At 69.3% G+C, this 19,939-nt stretch carries 18 protein-coding genes and 1 tRNA gene; 17 read left to right on the top strand and 2 right to left on the bottom strand.

Going from position 1 to position 19,939, the window contains the following annotated elements; translation table 11 throughout:
• The first annotated feature begins 42 nt into the window (after nucleotides 1–42).
• The 14 genes from RS901_RS16820 to RS901_RS16755 all read left to right on the top strand — a co-directional run bounded on the left by RS901_RS16820 (nucleotide 43) and on the right by RS901_RS16755 (nucleotide 15,411).
• Entirely contained in the window at nucleotides 43–1,926 is a 1,884-nt protein-coding gene (locus RS901_RS16820; protein ID WP_316153559.1) for a dipeptide ABC transporter ATP-binding protein, read from the top strand.
• 38 nt (nucleotides 1,927–1,964) lie between these two features.
• Nucleotides 1,965–3,521: a glutathione ABC transporter substrate-binding protein GsiB gene (gene gsiB, locus RS901_RS16815; protein WP_013956998.1), complete on the top strand. Its 1,557-nt coding sequence runs from the start codon at nucleotides 1,965–1,967 to the stop codon at nucleotides 3,519–3,521.
• 158 nt (nucleotides 3,522–3,679) lie between these two features.
• Nucleotides 3,680–4,600: a glutathione ABC transporter permease GsiC gene (gene gsiC, locus RS901_RS16810; RefSeq protein WP_013956997.1), complete on the top strand. Its 921-nt coding sequence runs from the start codon at nucleotides 3,680–3,682 to the stop codon at nucleotides 4,598–4,600.
• A 7-nt stretch (nucleotides 4,601–4,607) separates the two neighbouring features.
• Nucleotides 4,608–5,522: a glutathione ABC transporter permease GsiD gene (gene gsiD / locus RS901_RS16805; RefSeq protein ID WP_013956996.1), complete on the top strand. Its 915-nt coding sequence runs from the start codon at nucleotides 4,608–4,610 to the stop codon at nucleotides 5,520–5,522.
• 16 nt (nucleotides 5,523–5,538) lie between these two features.
• The gene (locus tag RS901_RS16800; RefSeq protein WP_316149917.1) at nucleotides 5,539–6,585 is read left to right on the top strand and encodes a P1 family peptidase; all 1,047 of its coding nucleotides are present in this window, start codon (nucleotides 5,539–5,541) and stop codon (nucleotides 6,583–6,585) included.
• Nucleotides 6,585–7,403: a M55 family metallopeptidase gene (locus tag RS901_RS16795; protein ID WP_316149916.1), complete on the top strand. Its 819-nt coding sequence runs from the start codon at nucleotides 6,585–6,587 to the stop codon at nucleotides 7,401–7,403. The genes RS901_RS16800 and RS901_RS16795 overlap by 1 nt, the downstream gene beginning before the upstream one ends.
• 79 nt (nucleotides 7,404–7,482) lie before the next feature.
• A complete protein-coding gene (locus tag RS901_RS16790; protein ID WP_316149915.1) occupies nucleotides 7,483–8,247 on the top strand; it encodes a hypothetical protein in 765 nt (254 codons plus the stop codon).
• Between the two features lie 63 nt (nucleotides 8,248–8,310).
• Entirely contained in the window at nucleotides 8,311–9,381 is a 1,071-nt protein-coding gene (locus tag RS901_RS16785; protein WP_316149914.1) for a M14 family metallopeptidase, read from the top strand.
• A 240-nt stretch (nucleotides 9,382–9,621) separates the two neighbouring features.
• A complete protein-coding gene (locus tag RS901_RS16780) occupies nucleotides 9,622–10,248 on the top strand; it encodes a CDP-alcohol phosphatidyltransferase family protein (protein WP_316149913.1) in 627 nt (208 codons plus the stop codon).
• 4 nt (nucleotides 10,249–10,252) lie between these two features.
• Nucleotides 10,253–12,022 carry a bifunctional alpha/beta hydrolase/class I SAM-dependent methyltransferase gene (locus RS901_RS16775; protein ID WP_316149912.1) on the top strand — a complete coding sequence of 590 codons (1,770 nt, stop codon included), beginning with the start codon at nucleotides 10,253–10,255 and terminating at the stop codon, nucleotides 12,020–12,022.
• The gene (locus RS901_RS16770) at nucleotides 12,019–13,404 is read left to right on the top strand and encodes a phosphatase PAP2/dual specificity phosphatase family protein (protein ID WP_316149911.1); all 1,386 of its coding nucleotides are present in this window, start codon (nucleotides 12,019–12,021) and stop codon (nucleotides 13,402–13,404) included. The genes RS901_RS16775 and RS901_RS16770 overlap by 4 nt, the downstream gene beginning before the upstream one ends.
• Nucleotides 13,394–13,819, top strand: a complete 426-nt coding sequence (locus RS901_RS16765; RefSeq protein ID WP_316149910.1) for a hypothetical protein — start codon at nucleotides 13,394–13,396, stop codon at nucleotides 13,817–13,819. The genes RS901_RS16770 and RS901_RS16765 overlap by 11 nt, the downstream gene beginning before the upstream one ends.
• A gap of 6 nt (nucleotides 13,820–13,825) precedes the next feature.
• On the top strand, nucleotides 13,826–14,452 hold the full coding sequence (locus RS901_RS16760; protein ID WP_316149908.1) for a lysophospholipid acyltransferase family protein: 627 nt from the start codon (nucleotides 13,826–13,828) through the stop codon (nucleotides 14,450–14,452).
• Nucleotides 14,449–15,411, top strand: a complete 963-nt coding sequence (locus RS901_RS16755; protein WP_316149907.1) for a phosphatidate cytidylyltransferase — start codon at nucleotides 14,449–14,451, stop codon at nucleotides 15,409–15,411. Before RS901_RS16760 ends, RS901_RS16755 begins: the two co-directional genes overlap by 4 nt.
• 12 nt (nucleotides 15,412–15,423) lie before the next feature.
• Here the strand turns inward: RS901_RS16755 and RS901_RS16750 are convergent, their stop codons facing one another.
• Entirely contained in the window at nucleotides 15,424–16,323 is a 900-nt protein-coding gene (locus RS901_RS16750) for a LysR family transcriptional regulator (protein WP_316153555.1), read from the bottom strand.
• Nucleotides 16,324–16,564: 241 nt separating this feature from the next.
• On the opposite strand from RS901_RS16750, the gene RS901_RS16745 reads away from it, so the two are divergent.
• From RS901_RS16745 to RS901_RS16735, 3 genes are read left to right on the top strand one after another with little or no spacing between them, the layout of a single operon-like run.
• Nucleotides 16,565–17,560 carry a tripartite tricarboxylate transporter substrate binding protein gene (locus tag RS901_RS16745; protein WP_316149906.1) on the top strand — a complete coding sequence of 332 codons (996 nt, stop codon included), beginning with the start codon at nucleotides 16,565–16,567 and terminating at the stop codon, nucleotides 17,558–17,560.
• A gap of 11 nt (nucleotides 17,561–17,571) precedes the next feature.
• Entirely contained in the window at nucleotides 17,572–18,585 is a 1,014-nt protein-coding gene (locus RS901_RS16740) for an NADPH:quinone oxidoreductase family protein (protein ID WP_316149905.1), read from the top strand.
• A gap of 14 nt (nucleotides 18,586–18,599) precedes the next feature.
• A complete protein-coding gene (locus RS901_RS16735) occupies nucleotides 18,600–19,748 on the top strand; it encodes a CoA transferase (RefSeq protein ID WP_316149904.1) in 1,149 nt (382 codons plus the stop codon).
• A 64-nt stretch (nucleotides 19,749–19,812) separates the two neighbouring features.
• On the opposite strand, the gene RS901_RS16730 is transcribed toward RS901_RS16735, so the two are convergent.
• A tRNA-Val gene (locus tag RS901_RS16730) sits at nucleotides 19,813–19,889 on the bottom strand.
• Between the last annotated feature and the right edge of the window lie 50 nt (nucleotides 19,890–19,939).

Genomic DNA, 19,939 nt, shown 5'->3' with positions numbered 1-19,939 from the left:
CATCACCCGGCAATACAAGGAGTTCCAGTGGCCACTTCCCCTATGCAAGCCTCCCAGTCCGGCATCGTGCTGCCACCGCAGCGCGTGGTCTCGGTGAACGGGCTGACCGTGCGCTTTGCCACGTCCGAGCGCACCGTCGAGGCCGTGCGCAACCTGTCTTTCCATGTTGACCGCGGCGAGACCCTGGCGGTGGTGGGCGAGTCGGGCTCGGGCAAGTCGGTGACGTCGCTGGCGCTGATGCGGCTGGTCGAACATGGCGGCGGCAAGATCGTCTCCGGCAATATGGCGCTGCGCCGGCGCGGCGGCGAGGTGCTCGACCTGGCGCGTGCGGATAACGCCACGCTGCGCAGCGTGCGCGGCGCCGACGTGGCGATGATCTTCCAGGAGCCGATGACCTCGCTCAACCCGGTGTTCCCGGTGGGCGAGCAGATCGCGGAATCGATCCGCCTGCACCAGGGCAAGAGCCGTGCGGCGGCGCGCGCCGAGGCGCTGCGCATGCTGGAGCTGGTGCGCATCCCCGAGGCGCGCCGTGTGCTGGAGCGCTATCCGCACCAGCTCTCCGGCGGCATGCGCCAGCGCGTGATGATCGCGATGGCGCTGTCATGCAAGCCGGCGCTGCTGATCGCCGACGAGCCCACCACGGCGCTGGACGTGACCATCCAGGCCGAGATCCTGCAGCTGATCCGCGGCCTGCAGGCCGAGATGCATATGGGCGTGGTCTTCATCACCCACGATATGGGCGTGGTGGCCGAGGTCGCCGACCGCGTGCTGGTGATGTACCGCGGCGAGAAGGTGGAAGAGGGCACCTCGGACGATGTGTTCCGTGCCCCCGCCCATCCGTACACGCGTGCGCTGTTGTCGGCGGTGCCGCGCCTTGGCGCCATGAGCGGCACCGACCTGCCGGCCAAGTTCCCGCTGCTGCAGCTGGACAGCGCCAACCCCGAGCCAGTCGCGCCGCAGGACACCGTTACCCCGGGCGTTGCTCCCATCCTGCGCGTGCAGGACCTGGTGACGCGCTTCGACGTGCCCGGCGGCCTGTTCGGCCGCGTCACGCGGCGCGTGCATGCGGTCGAGCAAGTCAGCTTCGACCTCTATCCCGGCGAGACGCTGGCGCTGGTGGGCGAGTCCGGCTGCGGCAAGTCCACCACGGGCCGCTCGCTGCTGCGCCTGGTGGAAAGCCAGAGCGGCACCATCGAGTTCGCCGGGCAGAACATCAGCAAGATGGAAGGGCCGGCGCTGCAGACCCTGCGCCGCAATATCCAGTTCATCTTCCAGGACCCGTTCGCCTCGCTCGATCCGCGCGTGCCGGTCGGCTATTCGATCATGGAGCCGCTGCTGGTGCACAAGGTGGCCAGTGGCAAGGAGGCCGAGCAGCGCGTGGCCTGGCTGCTCGACAAGGTGGGGCTGGACCCCTCGCACGCGGCGCGCTACCCGCATGAGTTCTCCGGCGGCCAGCGCCAGCGCATCTGCATTGCGCGCGCGCTCGCGCTGAACCCCAAGGTGGTGGTGGCCGATGAATCGGTGTCCGCGCTGGACGTGTCGATCCAGGCGCAGATCGTCAACCTGATGCTGGACCTGCAGCGCGAGCTTGGCATCGCCTTCCTGTTCATCTCGCACGACATGGCGGTGGTGGAGCGCGTGAGCCACCGCGTGGCGGTGATGTACCTGGGCCAGATCGTCGAGATCGGCCCGCGCCGCGCGATCTTCGAGAACCCGCAGCACCCCTACACGAAGAAGCTGATGTCGGCGGTGCCGATCGCCGACCCGGCGCGGCGCCACCTGCGGCGCGAGCCGCTCAACGACGAGATCCCCAGCCCGATCCGCGTGGTCGGCGACGAACCGGTGGTGCAGCCGCTGGTCAAGGTCGCCGGCAGCGGGTCGCTCGGCCATTATGTCGCCCGGCATGCCGTCGGCGGCGCTTATTGAAGTCCTCGAAGTCAAGAAGTTACCAAGGAGATTCGACGATGTCTGCACGTATGGTTTCGCCCCGATGGATGGCCGGCGCCTTTGCCGCCGGCGCGCTGGGCATGCTGGCTTCGGCCCCTGTTTTCGCCGCCAAGGATGCCGTGATGGCGGTGAGCTCGACCTTCACCTCGCTGGATCCGTACGATTCGAACGACACGCTGTCGCAGGCGGTCGGGAAGAGCTTCTACCAGGGCCTGTTCGGCCTGGACAAGGACATGAAGCTGGTCAATGTGCTGGCAGACAGCTACGAGGTCAGCAAGGACGGCCTGACGTATACGATCAAGCTGAAGAAGGGCGTCAAGTTCCACGACGGCACCACCTTCGATGCCGCCGCCGTCAAGGCCAACCTGGACCGCGTGACCAACCCGGCCAACAAGCTCAAGCGCTACACGCTGTTCAACCGTGTCGCCAAGACCGACGTGGTCGATGCCAATACCGTCAAGGTCACGCTGAAAGAGCCGTTTTCGCCATTCATCAACGTGCTGGCGCATCCGTCGGCGGTGATGATCTCGCCGGCCGCGCTGCAGAAGTACGGCAAGGACATTGCCTTCCACCCGGTGGGGACCGGCCCGTTCGAGTTCGTTGAATGGAAGCAGCCCGACCACCTGAAGGGCAAGAAGTTCGCCGGCTTCTGGAAGACCGGCTACCCGAAGATCGACACCATTACCTGGAAGCCGGTGGTGGACAACAACACCCGCGCCGCGATCATGCAGACCGGCGAGGCCGACTTCGCCTTTAGCATCCCGTTCGAGCAGGCCGCGGTGCTGAAGAACAGCCCCAAGGTGGATCTGATCGCGTCGCCGTCGATCATCCAGCGCTACCTGTCCATGAACACCATGGTCAAGCCGTTCAACGACCCCAAGGTGCGCCAGGCGATCAACTATGCCATCAACAAGGACGCGCTGGCCAAGGTCGCCTTTGCGGGCTACGCCGTGCCGGCCGAAGGCGTGGTGCCGCCGGGCGTGGACTATGCCGAGAAGCTGGGCCCGTGGCCGTATGACCCGGCCAAGGCGCGCGCGCTGCTGAAGGAAGCCGGCTACCCCAACGGCTTCGAGACCACGCTGTGGTCGGCCTACAACCACACCACCGCGCAGAAGGTGATCCAGTTCGTGCAGCAGCAACTGCAGCAGGTCGGCATCAAGGCCTCGGTGCAGGCGCTCGAGGCCGGCCAGCGCGTGGAGAAGGTCGAGAGCGTGCCGAAGCCGGAAGATGCCGGCGTGCGCATCTACTACATAGGCTGGTCGTCGTCGACCGGTGAATCGGACTGGGCGCTGCGTCCGCTGCTGGCTTCCGAGTCGATGCCGCCCAAGCTGCTGAACACCGCGTACTACAAGAACGACCAGGTCGACGCCGATATCGCCGGCGCGCTGCGCACCACCGATCGTGGCGAAAAGGCGCGCCTGTACAAGGACGCCCAGGAACGCATCTGGAAGGACGCGCCGTGGGCCTTCCTGGTGACCGAGAAGGTGCTGTTCGCGCGCAGCAAGCGACTGACCGGTGCCTATGTGATGCCGGACGGCTCGTTCAATTTCGACGAGATCGATATCAAGCAGTAATGGGTAGATGGTCGGGCGCCTGCATTACCCACGCCGCCCGATCCAAGCTACTCCATCCCAGAGCAGTAAGCAGTAAAGCAGTAAGCCGACAGACAGCCGCCTGCCCGCGACGCGGGGTTCGCAGGCGGGCGGCCCGCGGCCTTTCCTCTTGGTGTGTCATGCTGAATTACTTCCTCAAACGTGTGCTGGGCGTGATCCCCACGCTGCTGATCGTGGCAGTGCTGGTGTTCCTGTTCGTCCACCTGCTGCCGGGTGATCCGGCGCGGCTGGCGGCGGGCCCGGAGGCCGACTCGGCCACGGTCGAACTGGTGCGCAAGGACCTTGGGCTGGACCGGCCCATGCACGAGCAGTTCGTCAACTTCTTCTCCAATGCGGTCCGCGGCGAGTTCGGCCATTCGCTGCGTACCAAGCGCCCGGTAAGCGAGGAGATCGGCGACCGCTTCATGCCCACGCTGCTGCTGACGGTGACGTCGATGGCCTGGGCGGTGGTGTTCGGCATGGTGATCGGCATCGGCTCGGCGGTGTGGCGCAACCGCTGGCCGGACCGCTTCGGCATGACGCTGGCGGTGTCGGGGATTTCGTTTCCCGCCTTCGCGCTGGGCATGCTGCTGATGGAGGTGTTCTCGGTGCAGCTGGGCTGGCTGCCGTCGATCGGCGCCGACAGCTGGAAGCACTATGTGTTGCCGTCCATCACGCTGGGCGCGGCGGTGGCCGCGGTGATGGCGCGCTTTACCCGGGCCTCGTTCGTCGAGGTCTTGCAGGAAGACTTTATCCGCACCGCCCGTGCCAAGGGCGTGCGCGAGACGCTGGTGGTGACCAAGCACGGCCTGCGCAACGCCATGATCCCGGTGGTGACGATGATGGGCCTGCAGTTCGGCTTCCTGCTGGGCGGCTCGATCGTGGTCGAGAAGGTGTTCAACTGGCCGGGCCTGGGGCGCCTGCTGGTCGATGCCGTCGAGATGCGCGACTACCCGGTGATCCAGGCCGAGGTGCTGCTGTTCTCGCTCGAATTCATCCTGATCAACCTGGTGGTGGACATGCTCTACACCGTGATCAACCCAACCATCCGCTACAAGTGAGGCCGGCATGACTGAGCTTTCCACGCCCGCCGCAAGTGAAGCGGCACCCGCCACCGCCCCCGTGCCGGAGGCCGTGCGCACGCCCTGGACCGAGTTCTGGCGCAAATTCCGCAAGCAGCACCTGGCGCTGGGCGCCGGTGCGTTCGTGCTGGTGCTGGTGGTGATTGCCATCGTGGCGCCGCATATCGTGCCGTACGACCCGGAGAACTTCTTCGACTACGACGCGCTCAACGCCGGCCCGTCGGCCGCGCACTGGATGGGCGTGGATTCGCTCGGGCGCGACATCTTCAGCCGCATCCTGGCCGGCGCGCGCATCTCGCTGGCGGCGGGCTTTCTGTCGGTGATCATCGGCGCGCTGATCGGCACCGTGCTGGGCCTGCTGGCGGGCTACTACGAAGGCTGGTGGGACCGCATCGTGATGCGCATTTCCGATGTGCTCTTCGCCTTCCCGGGCATCCTGCTGGCGATCGGCATCGTCGCGATCCTCGGCAACGGCATGACCAACGTGATCTTCGCCGTGGCCATCTTCAGCATCCCGGCGTTCGCGCGGCTGGTGCGCGGCAATACGCTGATGCTCAAGCGGCTGACCTACATCGAGGCTGCGCGCAGCATCGGCGCGTCGGACTGGACCATCCTGATGCGCCATATCCTGCCGGGCACGGTGTCGTCGATCGTGGTGTATTTCTCGATGCGCATCGGCACCTCGATCATCACCGCGGCCAGCCTGTCGTTCCTGGGGCTGGGCGCGCAGCCGCCCACGCCGGAATGGGGCGCGATGCTCAACGAAGCCCGCGCCGACATGGTGACCGCGCCGCACGTGGCGATCTTCCCGAGCCTGGCGATCTTCCTGACCGTGCTGGCCTTCAACCTGCTGGGCGACGGCCTGCGCGACGCGCTCGACCCCAAGATCGACCGCCGTTGAACCTGAGCCGCTGAACATGACCGCATCGACAACGGGCGTGCCGCATGTCGGCAGCCTGCCGGCAGGTCCGCTGGGCAGCATCGCCGACGTGGCCGGCGTGACCGTCGGCCATTGCACGCTGGCGGACGGCGCCGTGCAGACCGGCGTCACCGTGATCCGTCCGCATGGAGGCGATCCCTACCGCGACAAGGTGCCCGCCGCGGCCACCGTGCTCAACGGCTTTGGCAAGAGCGTCGGGCTGGTGCAGGTGGACGAACTGGGCGTGCTGGAAACGCCGCTGGCGCTGACCAATACCTTTTCGGTCGGCGCGGTGGCGCAGGCGCAGATCCGCGCGGCGGTGGCGGCCAACCCGGAGATCGGCCGCGCGCTGCCTACAGTCAATCCGCTGGTGTTCGAGTGCAATGACGGCTACCTGAACGATATCCAGCGCATGGCGGTGGAGGGCAGCCACTATGAGGCGGCCCTGGCCGGTGCCGGTAAGGACCTTGCGCAGGGAGCGGTTGGCGCCGGGCGCGGCATGTCGGCGTTCGGCGTCAAGGGCGGTATCGGCACCGCCTCACGCCTGGCCGGTGGCTATCGCGTGGGCGCGCTGGTGCTGGCCAATTTCGGCACGCCGGAATCGTTGACCGTGGCCGGCCGCCTGGCCGGTCCGGAACTGGTGCAGCGCCTGGCGCAGCCCGACACCGCGGCGCAACCGGAAAAGGGATCGATCATCATGATCCTCGCCACCGATGCCCCGCTGGACGCGCGCCAGTTGCGCCGGCTGTCGCTGCGCGCCGGCGCCGGGCTGGCGCGTACCGGCTCGGTGTTCGGGCATGGTTCGGGCGATATCGCACTCGCGTTCTCGACCGCGTATACCGTGCCGCACGACGCCGCCCGGCCGATGCCGGCCGTCGCCATGCTGCATGAAACCCATCTCGACCCGCTGTTCCGCGCCGCGGCCGACAGCGTCGAGCAAGCCATCCTGCATGCCCTGTGGCATGCCGCACCGGTGCAGGGCCGCGATGGCCACGGCCGGCGCGCACTGCTGGACGTGATGCCCGGACTGGGCCGAACCGCCTGATGAAGATCCTTGTTTCCACTGATATCGAAGGCGTAGCTGGCGTCTTCCACGCCGAACAGACGCGCCCCGGCAACGGCGAATACGAACGCGCCCGGGCCTGGATGACCGGCGAAGCCAATGCTGCGGTCGAAGGCGCCTTTGCCGGCGGGGCCACCGAGGTGCTGGTCAACGATTCGCACGGCGGCTTCCGCAACCTGCTGCCGGACCAGCTCGATCCGCGCGCGCGGGTGGTGCTGGGCAAGCCGCGCTACCTTGGCATGATGGCCGGCGTCGAGGCCGGTGTCGACGGCGTGCTGATGATCGGCTACCACGGCCGCGCCCAGAGCCGCGGCGTGCTGGCGCACACCATCAACAGCGGCGCCTTTGCGCGGGTCTGGCTCAACGGCAAGGAGCTGGGCGAGGCGGGGCTGTACGCCGCGCTGGCGGGCGAGTTCGGCGCGCCGGTGCTGATGGCCAGCGGCGACGATGTCTTCGTGCAGGAAACCCATGCGCTGATGCCATGGGTGCGCTATGTCGAGACCAAGTCCGCAAGCGGTTTCGGGAGCGGCACCTCGCTGTCGCCGGCGGCGGCGCGCGAGGCCATTGCCGCGGCGGCGGCAACCGCGGTGCGCGAACGCGCGCAGGCGCAATGCCTGCGCATCGCCGCGCCGGTGACTTGCACCCTGCAGACCCTGACGCCCGCGCATGCAGACCTGTTCTGCCAGTGGCCGACGCTGGAGCGCCGCGACGGCGTGACGCTGTCCTTCCAGGCTGATTCGGTCCAGGCGGCGGTGCGCATGCTGAACTGCCTGTCGGCGATGTCGTTCATGCTGAAGTAGGGCAGGGCAGATTCGCCGGGGCGATCGCGCAGATCGGCGACAATGGCGGGTCTAGCAATACAGGCATGACCCGCATCGCATGACCCAGGCACACGACGGGGGCTGGATCCCCGTACGCAAGGACTTCGTCGACCCCGCCACGCGCTGCCATGCGCGGGGCGCGAGCCGCCGCCACCATGGCTTTCCGGGCGGGCAGGCTTACATCCTGCGCGACGCCGCAGGACATGAATATCCCTTTGGCGACGACTGCGCGCGCGCCGCGGTGCCGCATCCGGGCCTGCTGATGCAGGTGCCGGACTACACCGAGCGCGATGTGGTGCCGCGCACGGCCTTGCCCGAGGTGGCGCCCCCGGCCCGCCGCCGCGATCCCGCCCAGGCGCAGGCCGCCGAGCGCGCCGCCGCGCTCCGCTACCTGGTGCTGCGCATGGAGAAGGTGGCCGCGGTGCCGCGCGTGCAGCCGACAGTGCGCTTCCCGGCGCTTGAGGGCGTCTATGAGCAGTACCAGCGCACCGGCGACATCGGCATGGCGCAGGCGCGCCGCATCCTGGCGATCGAGCGCAGCCCGTCCACCCCGCCGCGGCTGCGCGCCACCAACCTGCTGGACGTCTATACCGCGCATGTCAAGCTGGAATGGCTGATCGCGGGGTCCAACAGCGTCGACAACATCCGCTTCCTGCGCAGCCTGCACGACTGGCTGGCCCGTCACCTGGTGCTGACCACCGGCCAGCTGGCCGCGGCCGGGATCGAGATGCATCCGCAGGCGTTCACCTCGCCTGGCATCTGGGGGCCAGGGACGGAGCCCGCGCCGGCTTCGCCCGGGCATGCATCCGGATCGCTGTTCTAGCGGCGGGTGGCAAGACCTGCGGATTTGGCGTCTAATGCCTGCATCGCATCCGCCGGTCACGTCATGAGCCATTTTTCTCGCAGCTACGCCGAAGCCCGCCAGAAGTTTCTTGACGCCGCGCGCACGGCAGGGGCCGCGCTGGCGCAGTTCCCGCACCCGACCAAGCGCGGCAGTGCCGGCGAGGACCTCGCGATCGACGTGGCGCTGGCCGGCCCGGCCGAGGCCCGACGCTGCCTGATGGTGACCTCGGGCACGCACGGCGCCGAGGGCTTTGCCGGCTCCGGCGCGCAGGTGGCGATGCTGCACGACGCCGCGCTGCTTGCCGATTGCGCCGCCGCCGACACCAGCCTGCTGCTGGTGCATGCAATCAATCCCTACGGTTTTTCCCACCTGCGCCGGGTCAACGAGGACAACGTCGACCTGAACCGCAATTTCATGGACTTCACGCAGCCGCTGCCGCACAACGAAGCCTATGCCGAGATCGCGCCGCTGCTGCTGCCGGCGCAATGGCCGCCGTCCGACACCGGCCAGGCGCAGCTGATGAAGGCCGTGGCGGAGCGCGGCATGGCGTGGTACCAGGCCGCGGTCAGCCGCGGCCAGTACCAGGACCCGGGCGGCATGTTCTACGGCGGCGACAAGGCCACCTGGAGCAACTACACGCTGTGCCGCATCCTGGCGCGCTTCGGCGCCGGGCGCGAGGCGCTGCGCTGGATCGACGTCCATACCGGGCTGGGCCCCTGGGGCTATGGCGAGCCCATCCACATGGGCCCGGACACGCCGGAATCGCTCACGCGCACGCGCGCGATCTGGGGCGGGCGGGTGACCTCGATCTACGATGGCTCGTCGACCTCGGCCAACCTCACCGGGCTGGCCTGGCACGCGGTGCTGCAGACCCTGCCCACCACGGACTATGCCGGCATCGCGCTTGAGTTCGGCACGCTGCCGGTGGGCGAGGTGCTGGAGGCGCTGCGCGGCGACCACTGGCTGCACCAGCACCCTGAAGCCGACGAAAACCAGCGCGCGCTGGTCCGCCAGGCGATGTGGCGTGCCTTCTATGGCGATGCCGACGATTGGCGCGAGGGCGTGGTGGCGCAGGTGACCGGCGCAGTGCGGGACACCATTGCCTCGGTCTAGCCGGCAACGGCATCTGGCAGCAAGCGCCTTCTGGTAATGTCTTGATGTTGGCGGTAGAGTGCAGAGCCAGGCACTGCCGCCATGCCTTGGCCGGCACGTGCCGCAGCCGGGCCGCAGTCAGAAAATAACCAGGAGCAAGACGGAAGAGGTCGGGCAGGCCGGGGCGCATGATCCTGCGCGTCGCCGCGGCCTGGCGCACGGCGTCGCTTCCGGCATCAGCTCGGCAGGGAGGCCGGCGCGATGACCCTCTATGAACTGAAGCCCAGGTTCCAGGCCTGGTTGCGCCCCATGGTGCAAGACCTGGCGCAGCGCGGCGTGACTGCCAACCAGGTGACGCTGGCCGCCGCGGCCGGCTCCCTGGCGGTGGGCGTGCTGGCCACGCTGGGCATGCTGGTGGCCGAGTCTCCGGCGCTGTTCCTGCTGTTTCCCCTGTGGTTGTTCCTGCGCATGGCGCTCAACGCGGTCGACGGCATGCTGGCGCGCGAGCACGGCCAGCAGAGCGTGCTGGGTGCCTACCTGAACGAGCTTGGCGACATTGCCTCGGACCTGGCGCTGATCCTGCCGCTGGCCGCGCTGCCGGACTTCAGCCTGGGCCAGGTCGGCACCTTCGCGCTGCTGGCGGTGATCGTCGAGGCCGCCGGGCTGATCGGCCCGCTGGCCGGGGCCAGCCGGCGCTACGACGGCCCGCTGGGCAAGAGCGACCGCGCCTTCGCGGTCGGCGCGATCGCGCTGTGGGCCGGTGTCGGCCTGGGCTTTGGCGCGGTCGCCAGCTGGCTGTGGCTGGTGCTGTCGCTGCTGTCGCTGTTCACGATTGCCAACCGGGTGCGCCGCGGTGTCGCCGAGGCCCAGTCCCGCACTGTGGAGTAGCGCGATGGACCGAGCGTCGACCCGCCAGCCGCAAGAGCGTCAATTCGAGACCCACGACCGCCAGACACTGTTCTATCGGCACTGGCCGGCCGTGGAGGGCCCGGCGCGCGGCGCCGTGGTGCTGTTCCATCGCGGCCATGAGCATTCCGGCCGGGTCGCCCACCTGGCCGACGAACTGAACCTGCCCGGCTACGAGATCTTTGCCTGGGATGCGCGCGGCCATGGCCGCTCGCCCGGCGAGCGCGGCTACAGCCCCAGCCTGGCGGACTCGGTGCGCGATATCCAGACCTTCACCACCCATATCGCCGAGGTCCACGGCATCCCGCTGGAACGCACCGCGGTGATCGCGCAGAGCGTGGGCGCGGTGCTGGCCTCCACCTGGGTGCACGACTACGCGCCGCCGATCCGCGCGCTGGTGCTGGCCTCGCCGGCGTTCAAGGTCAAGCTCTACGTGCCCTTTGCGCGGCCGGGGCTGAAGCTGATGCAGCGCCTGCGCGGCAAGTTCTTCGTCAACAGCTACGTCAAGGCCAAATTCCTCACGCACGATCCCGAGCGCATCGCCAGCTACGACAGCGATCCGCTGATCACGCGCCCGATCGCGGTCAATATCCTGCTGGACCTGTACGAGACCGCGGAGCGCATCGTGGCCGATGCCGCGGCGATCACGGTGCCGACGCAGTTGCTGATCTCCGGCGCCGACTGGGTCGTGCATCGCGGGCCGCAGGACCGCTTCTATGAGCGCCTGGGTTCGCGCACCAAGGAGCGCATCGTGCTGGACGGCTTCTATCACGACACGCTTGGCGAGCGCGACCGCAAGCTGGCGGTCGATGCCGCGCGCCGCTTTATCCTGCGCGAATTCGACACGCCGTCGGCGCCGCGCTCCTTGCTCGATGCCGACCAGATCGGCCCGTTCCGCGAGGAATCCGACCGCCTGGCGTCGGCGCCGGCCGGGCTGGCCGCCTGGTACTGGCGCGCGGCGCGGGCCAACCTCAAGCTGGGCGGGATGCTGTCGGACGGGGTGCGGCTGGGCCATGAGACCGGCTTCGACTCGGGCTCGACGCTCGACTATGTTTACCGCAACGCCCCCTCGGGCCGCGGCAAGCTGGGCCGGCTGGCCGACCAGCAGTACCTGGACGCGATCGGCTGGCGCGGCATCCGCCAGCGCAAGGTCCACGCCGAGGCGCTGATCGCCGATGCCGTGCTGCGGCTGCGGGCGGCCGGCATGCCGGTGCGCATCGTCGACATCGCCGCCGGGCACGGGCGCTATGTGCTTGAGGCCCTGGGCGTGCTGGATGGCGGCGCGGCCGCGGTCGAGTCGATCCTGTTGCGCGACTACAGCCCGCTGAACGTCGAGCAGGGCCGCGCCCTGATCGCCGCCAAGGGCCTGGCGGACGTGGCCCGCTTCGAGCAGGGCGATGCCTTCGACGGCGACAGCCTGGCGGCGCTGGCACCGGCGCCGACACTGGCGGTGGTTTCCGGCCTGTACGAACTGTTCCCCGACAACGCGATGGTGCGGCGCTCGCTCGATGGCCTGGCGCGCGCGGTGCCGCCGGGCGGCTACCTGGTCTACACCGGCCAGCCCTGGCATCCGCAGCTGGAATTCATTGCGCGCGCGCTCACCAGCCACCGCGCCGGCGCCGCCTGGGTGATGCGCCGCCGCTCGCAGGCCGAGATGGACGAACTGGTGCGGGCCGCGGGCTTCGACAAGGTGACCCAGCGCATCGACCCGTGGGGCATCTTCACCGTCAGCCTGGCGCGCAGGCGCGGCGCATGAGCACGGTGCCGACGGAGGTTGGCGCCGGGGCGAGTCCGGAGCGGCCGGCGGGGCAGCGGCCCTGGGGGCTGGCCTGCCTGCTGCTGGCGCTGGCCGGCGCGTTCTTTTTCTCCAGCTACGGCTTTGCCAACTGGCTGGCGAGCCAGCGTGCCAACGTGCCGGCGGTCTATTTCGAATGGGAGCGGGGGATTCCGTTCCTGCCGTGGACCATCCTGCCGTACTGGTCGATCGACCTGCTGTACGGCATCTCCTTCTTCCTGTGGCGCACGCGCGCGGCGCTGCTCACGCACGTCAAGCGGCTGGTGCTGGCGCAGCTGGTGTCGGTGGCATGCTTTATCGCCTTCCCGCTGCGCTTCAGCTTTGCCCGGCCCGAGGCCGACGGCCTGCCGGGTCAGCTGTTCACGCTGCTGGGCGGTTTCGACCTGCCGTTCAACCAGGCGCCGTCGCTGCATATCAGCCTGCTGGTGATCCTGTGGGTTGCCTTTGCGGCGCACCTGCGCGGCGGCTGGCGCTGGCTGCTGCACGGCTGGTTTGCGCTGATCGGGGTCTCGGTGCTGACCACCTGGCAGCACCACCTGATCGATGTGCCCACCGGCGCGCTGGTCGGATGGCTGTGCGTTTACCTGTTCCCGATGCAACGGCCCGCTGCCGGCGCGCCGGATGCGCGCGCGCGCCAGCTGTCACGCCGCTACACCGTGGGCGCGCTGGTGGCATTGCTGTGCGCGGTGCTGGCGGTGGGCGCATCGGTGACGCTGGCGTTCCTGCTGTTGTGGGCCGCGCTGGCGCTGGCCTGCGTCGCAAGGATCTACGCGCTGGCCGCGCCGGCGTGGTTCCAGAAGGACCGCGACGGGTCGATGGCGCCGGGCGCGCGTTGGGTGCTGGCGCCTTACCTGCTGGGCGCCTTCCTCAATTCGCGCTGGTGGACGCGGCGCGCGCCGCAGCCCAGTGCCATCGCAGACGGCATCTGGGTTGGCCGCTTCCCGACCCGCGCCGAACTGCGCGCGATCGGGGCGGACGCCGTGCTCGACCTGACGGCTGAGCTGCCGCGCGCAGCCACCGGCCCCGCGCTTGCGTATCGTTGCGTGCCGGTGCTGGACCTGACCGTGCCGACGCCGGAGCAGTTGGACCAGGCCGTGGCTCAACTCGACACCTGGCACCGGCAGGGCCGCCGCGTGCTGGTCAGCTGCGCGCTCGGCTATTCGCGCAGTGCACTGATTGCCGCCGCATGGCTGGCGCGCCGGCAGGGACTGCGTGACGCCGGCGCTGCGCTGGCCGCTCTGCGCCAGCATCGGCCGGCGGTGGTGCTCGGGCGCGAACATGCCGAGGCGCTGCAACGCTGCCTGGACCGTCCTGCCATGCCGGAGCCCGACGATGGGCGCTGAGTTCACGCAACGCACCGATGCCTGGATCGCGCACGCCGTCACCGGCGCGCTGTCGGGCGCCGTGTGGATCGGCGGGGCCGGGCTGGCTTTCGCCGTCGCCACGGCATGGCTGGGGGTGGCCACGCCGGTCGCGCGCGTGCTGGCGGCCGCGTCGCTGCTGCTGGCGCTGCCCCAGCTCTGGCTGCTGTTGCGCGTTGCCATTGACCGCCGGCTGTTCGCTGCGCTCGCGACCGCGGGCCAGCCCGACCTGGCGGGATTGGACGCCGCGCTACTTGAACTGGGCTGGATGCCGGCGCAACGCGCCGGCCGTCCGTTGCTGGACCGCGCCCGCGGCGCGCTGCGGCTGGTGCGCGCCAGCGCCGCGCTGACTGTGTGCCAGCTGGCGCTGGCCTTGCTGATCCTGATCCTGAGGTAACCAACCATGTGGCTTGCCCGCGCGACCGCGCGCGCCATCATCGTCTTCGCCCGGCTGCTGACCGGCATGCGCGCCAACTGGCAAGGCTGCATCCCCGCCGCGGTGCAGCGCGTCTACTTTGCCAACCACAGCAGCCACGGCGACTTCGTGCTGATCTGGGGCTGCCTGCCGCCCGACCTGCGCACGGTCACGCGCCCGGTGGCCGGTGCCGACTACTGGGAGCGCTCGCCGCTGCGGCGCTTTATCGGTCGCGACGTATTCCACGCGCTGCTGATCGACCGCACCCGCAGCGAACCGGGCAGCGACCCGGTGGCGCTGATGCACGGCGCGCTGGCATCCGGCGACTCGCTGATCCTGTTTCCCGAAGGCACGCGCAATACCACCGACGCGCGCCTGCTGCCGTTCAAGAGCGGCATCTATCACCTGGCGCGGGCCTGCCCCGGGGTGGAGTTCGTGCCGGTGTGGATCGATAACCTCAACCGCGTGATGCCCAAGGGCGAAGTCGTGCCGGTGCCGCTGCTGTGCACCGTGACCTTTGGCCAGCCGGTGCTGCTGGCCGCCGAGGACAGCAAGGAAGCCTTCCTTGCGCGCTGCCGCGACGGCCTGCTCGCGCTTGCCCCGGAGCTGGAATGACCGCCATGCCCACTTTGCACTGGAGCCCCGAGACCTGGCTGCTGTTCGGCGGCCTGTTCGGCGTGCTGCTGCTGGCCTCCACCGTGACCGCGCTGCTGCGCTGGCGGGTGGCGGGCGGCGACCAGCACGCGGTGATCGACAACCTGGCGCAGCGCGTCTGGGCCTGGTGGTGGATGATCGGCATCATGGGCGCGGCCTTCGCGCTGGGGCGCACCGCAGTGATCGTGCTGTTCTACCTGCTGTCGTTCTTCGCGCTGCGCGAGTTCGTCACCATCATCACCACGCGGCGCGGCGACCATCACGCCATCGTCGCCGCCTTCTTCGTGTTCCTGCCGCTGCAGTACGTGCTGGTCTATATCGGCTGGTACGGCATGTTCTCGATCCTGATCCCGGTCTATGCCTTCCTGATCCTGCCGATCCTGGCGGCGCTGTCGTCCGAGACCACGCGCTTCCTGGAGCGCTGCGCCGGGGTGCAGTGGGCGGTGATGGTGTGCGTGTTCTGCATCTCGCACGTGCCGGCGCTGCTGACGCTGCCGATCCCGGGCTTCGAAGGCCGCAACCTGCTGCTGATCGCCTTCCTGGTGATCGTGGTGCAGGGCAGCGACGTGCTGCAGTATGTGTGGGGCAAGCTGTGCGGCAAGCACAAGATCGCGCCGCTGCTGTCGCCGTCCAAGACCGTCGAGGGGTTTGTCGGTGGCGTGGCCAGCGCCACCGCGCTGGGCGCGGCGCTGTGGTGGATCACGCCGTTCTCGCCGTGGCAGGCCGGCGCGATTGCGCTGGTGATTGCGCTGATGGGCTTCCTGGGCGGGCTGGTGATGTCGGCGATCAAGCGCGACCGCGGCATCAAGGACTGGGGCCATATGATCCAGGGCCACGGCGGCATGCTGGACCGGCTGGATTCAGTGGTGTTCGCCGCGCCGGTGTTCTTCCATATCACCCGCTACTGGTGGGTGCCCTGAGCACCCCGGCCCTCACAGCTCCATTTCCTCGCACCACGTTACCACCGCATCGCGGAAGTCCTGGCAGATCGGCGACAGGTAGCCATCGGCGCGCCACAGCACGGCCAGCTCATGCTGCCACGACATGCCCGGCGCCTCGATCGCGGCCAGCCCCTGGCCCTCGGCCTGGTGCAGCATGCGCGGCGGCATGATGCCGAGCAGGTCCGAGTGCCGCAGCAGTTCGCCGAAGGCCACCGGCGACGCGGTGCTTTCCACTGCCACCCGCGGCGGCGCAAGCCCGACCGAGGTAAACCTTTCCTCCAGCCACTGGCGCAGGTAGAGCGAACTGGCCGGCACCACCCAGCGCTCGCCGCTCAGGTCGGCCAGCGTGCGGAAGCCCTCGCGGCGCGGATGACCGGTGCGGGACACGATCTGCATGGTCAGCGGACCGAGCGGCAGCCAGGCAATATCCGGCGGCAGGCTGGTCGGGCGCGCGCCCAGGATCAGGTCGGCCTCGCCGTTCTGCAGCATCGCCATCAGGCGCGCGCTCAGGTGGGTCTCGATCGAAAACGTGGCCAGCGGACGGCTCAGGAAGAAGCGGGCCAGCAGCGGCGACAGCAGCGATGGCAGCAGGTAAGGGATGGCGCCCAGGCGCACCGTGCCCGCGCGCGCCGCGCGCTGCTCGGCCAGTTCGTTGCGCATGTCCCCCGCAGCCAGCGAGATCCGGCGCGCATGGGCGACCAGGGTGCGGCCCACGCTGGTCGGCACCAGCCCGCGCGGGGTGCGCTCGAACAAGGGCATGCCGGCTTCGCCTTCCAGCCGCGCCAGCGTCTTGGACAGGCCGGACTGGGTCATGCCGAGGGTGTCGGCGGCGCGGTGCAGGTTGCCTTGCTCGATGACAACCAGGAAGGCTTCAAGATCCTCGAATCGCATGGGGCGTGATGGTGCCGGGGTGGCGCAGGGGGGGTGGGTCATTGTAGCGCCGCTCACCGCCTTCGCCGTGTCAGCGGGGAGGGGGTAGGGCAATGCGGCGCTGCGCCATGCCTGACAGGACTTGACCCGCGCCGCGCGGGAATCACGCCAGGCGGGGTGCTGGCCTAGACTGCGTTGGCGTCCCTCGCGCACCGCACTCCCGCGGGCACCACAGAAGGGAGCCAGGACAGGAGACACACCGATGCAACACCGTTCCGCACGGCTGCGCGCAGCCGCAGCCGCCATGCTGCTGGCGGCCATCCCGGCGGCAGTCTGCGCCGCCGATCCCGCCTCTGCCGAGCCCTATCCCTCGCGCCCGCTGACCATCGTGGTGCCGTCGGTGGCGGGCAATGTGAACGATGCCGTGGCGCGGCTGATCGGGCAGGAGCTGACCAGGAGCTGGGGCCAGCCGGTCATCGTCGACAACAAGCCTGGCGCGGGCACCACCACGGGCACCAAGTACGTCGCCCGCGCGGCAAAGGACGGTTACACCGCGCTGTTGACCTTCACCGCGCACGTGCAGAACCCGTCGCTGTACCGGGGTATCGGCTATGACCCGCTCGCGGACTTCACGCCGGTCAGCGAGGTGGCGATCTCGTCCACCATCCTGGCGGTGTCGCCGGACTTGCCGGCGCGCACGCTGCCGGAGGTGGCGGCGCTGCTCAAGGCCAATCCCGGCAAGTATCCGTACGGGTCGTATGGCGCGGGCACGACCGGCCATATCCTGGGTGAGTTGCTCAAGCGCGAGGCCGGGCTGCAGATGGAGCACGTCGCCTACAAGGGCGGCGCGCCGCTGGCCACCGACCTGGCGGCCGGCCATGTGAAGCTGGGCTTTATTGCCGTGGGCACGGCCATGCCGCTGCTGCAGGGCGGCAAGCTGGTGCCGGTGGCGATCGCTGGCGCGGAGCGTTCGGCGCTGCTGCCCAAGGTGCCGACCTTCCGGGAGGCCGGCTACAAGGGCTTCGAGCCTGATGCGTGGATGGGCCTGCTGTTCCCCGCCGGCGTGCCGAAAGCACGGGTCGATGCCTTGTCGCGCGAGGTCGCGCGCATCGTGCGCCTGCCGGAAATCGCGAAGAAGATGCAGGACCTGAACCTGGTGCCGATCGGCAGCACGCCGGAAGCCTTCGCCACGGTGATGAAGAACGACCGCGACAAATGGAGCCGCATCATCAGCGATGTCGGCATCACGCTCGAATGACAGGAGTGCCGATGCAAGAGAACGATTACCTGGGGCTGGTCTGCTCCCGCTGGTGCCACTGGAGCGAGCTGGCACTGCAACGCCTCCCGCGCCAGCCGCTGGCGCCGGGCCAGGTACGCATCCGCGTGCGGCATGCCGGCGTGGGCTTTGCGCTGAGCCTGTTTGTGTCCGGCAAGTACCAGCGCAAGCCGCCGCTGCCGTTCACGCCCGGCACCGAGGCCGCGGGCGAGATCATCGAGGTGGCGCCTGATGTCACGCGGCTGCACCCGGGCCAGCGCGTGGCCGCGGCGCTGGACTGGGGCGGCTTTGCCGAGGAAGCGGTGGCCATGGCCGACACGGTCTATGCGGTGCCTGACGGGCTGGAGCTGGCGCATGCGGCGGCGCTGCCCGTCACCTATGGCACGGTCTGGGCGGCGCTGGCGTGGCGCGCCGCGCTGCAGCCGGGCGAAACCATGCTGGTCCATGGCGCCAGCGGCGCGCTGGGCACGGCCGCGGTACAGGTGGGCCGGCTGATGGGCGCGCGCGTGATCGCCACCGCCAGCACCGGGGCCAAGCGCGAGGCGGCGCTGCGCAACGGCGCCGCGCATGCGCTGCCGTCCGACGCGGCCACGCTGGTGGCGGCGGTCAAGGCGCTGTGCCCCGCGGGCGGTGCCGACGTGGTGTTCGATCCGGTCGGCGGCGATCTCTTCGACGCCTCGCTGCGCTGCGCGGCGCCGGGCGCGCGGCTGCTGTCGATCGGCTATGCCAGCGGGCGCATCCCGGAGGTGCCGGCCAACCTGCTGCTGGTGAAGAACCTGAGCCTGATCGGCTTCAACTACGGCTACTACATCGGCTGGGGCCTGACCGACGAGCGCCGGCGCTTTGCGCAGCCGGTGCAGGCGATGGTGGCCGAGATCATGCAGGCGGCAGCCAGCGGCAAGCTGGCGCCGCCCGTGCTGCAGCACTTCCCGCTGAGCGATTGGCTCAACGCCGTCGACACCACGATGTCGCGCCGCGCCATCGGCAAGGTCATGCTGGATATCTGAACGGAGAGAACGACATGCACCATGCACAAGCGACAACGGGCGATGCCATGTTCGACGGCCTGACCGTGCTCGACCTGAGCCAGGGCATCGCCGGCCCGTACTGCGGCCTGATCCTGCGCCAGCAGGGCGCGCGCGTGATCAAGGTGGAGCCGCCGGGCGGCGACTGGTCGCGGCAGATGGGGCGCATCCGCGCCGGCCAGACCGCGATTGCGGTCGCCTGCAACGCGGGCAAGGAGAGCGTGCTGCTGGACGCGCGCAGCGGCAGCGGCCGGGCCGCCATCGCCAGGCTGGCGCAGCAGGCCGACGTGGTGATCCAGAACTTCCGCCCCGGCGTGGCCGAGCGCATGGGCGTTGGCTACGAGGCACTGGCCGCGCGCAACCCGGCGCTGGTCTATGTCTCGATCTCGGGCTACGGCCATGCCGGCCCGATGGCGAACATGCCGGCGGTGGACACCACCATGCAGGCCTTCAGCGGCCTGATGCAGCTGAACCGCGACAGCGCCGGCCAGCCGCGCCGCATCGCCTTCTACATGGTCGACCTGAGCACCGGGCTCTATGCGGCGCAGCATGCGTCGGCAGCGCTGTACAAGGCCGCGCGCAACGGCCGCGGCCGGCACGTGCGGCTGTCGCTGCTGGAGACCAGTGCCGCGCTGCAGTCCTACCTGATGGTGGATGACGCCATGTTCCCCGATGCGGAGCTGGCCGTGGCCAATGCGCCCACCGGGCTGTTCGATGCGGCCGATGGCCGGCTGTACCTCAGCATGCTCAACGACGCCATGTTCGTGCGGCTGGCAACGCTGCTGGGTTTCGACGACTGGCTGGCCGATCCGGCGCTGCACACCAGCGCCGGCCGTTTGCCGCGCGCGGCGGAGCTGGGCCGGCGCGTGGCACAGGCCATTGCCGCACAGCCGCTGGCGCACTGGGAGGCGCTGCTGACCGAGCACGATGTGCTGTTCGCGCGCGTGGGCCATGCACGGGACCTGCTGGAGAGCGCGCAATGCACGCAGGCGGGCGTGTTCGGCCGACTGCCGCTGGCAGGGATCGGCGAAGTGCCGTGGGCCAACCTGCCAGGCATGGCAGGATCGGAACGGCCGGCAGGGAATGCGCCGGCCCTGGGCCAGCATACCGAAGCGGTGCTTGCGGAGTTCGGTATCGGCACCTGAAACCGGCGCCGGAAAAGAAAAACGGACGGTGCGCAATGCGTACCGTCCGTGTTCCGTTGTGCGTTGGTAGGCTCGATTGGACTCGAACCAACGACCCCCACCATGTCAAGGTGGTGCTCTAACCAGCTGAGCTACGAGCCTAGCGAAGGCGCGAATTATAGAGACGCCTTTTCGATTGTGCAAGCACCCCC

Source organism: Cupriavidus sp. BIC8F, from assembly GCF_032465815.1.
Taxonomy (GTDB): domain Bacteria; phylum Pseudomonadota; class Gammaproteobacteria; order Burkholderiales; family Burkholderiaceae; genus Cupriavidus; species Cupriavidus necator.
This window is presented reverse-complemented; position numbering and strand designations above follow the sequence as displayed.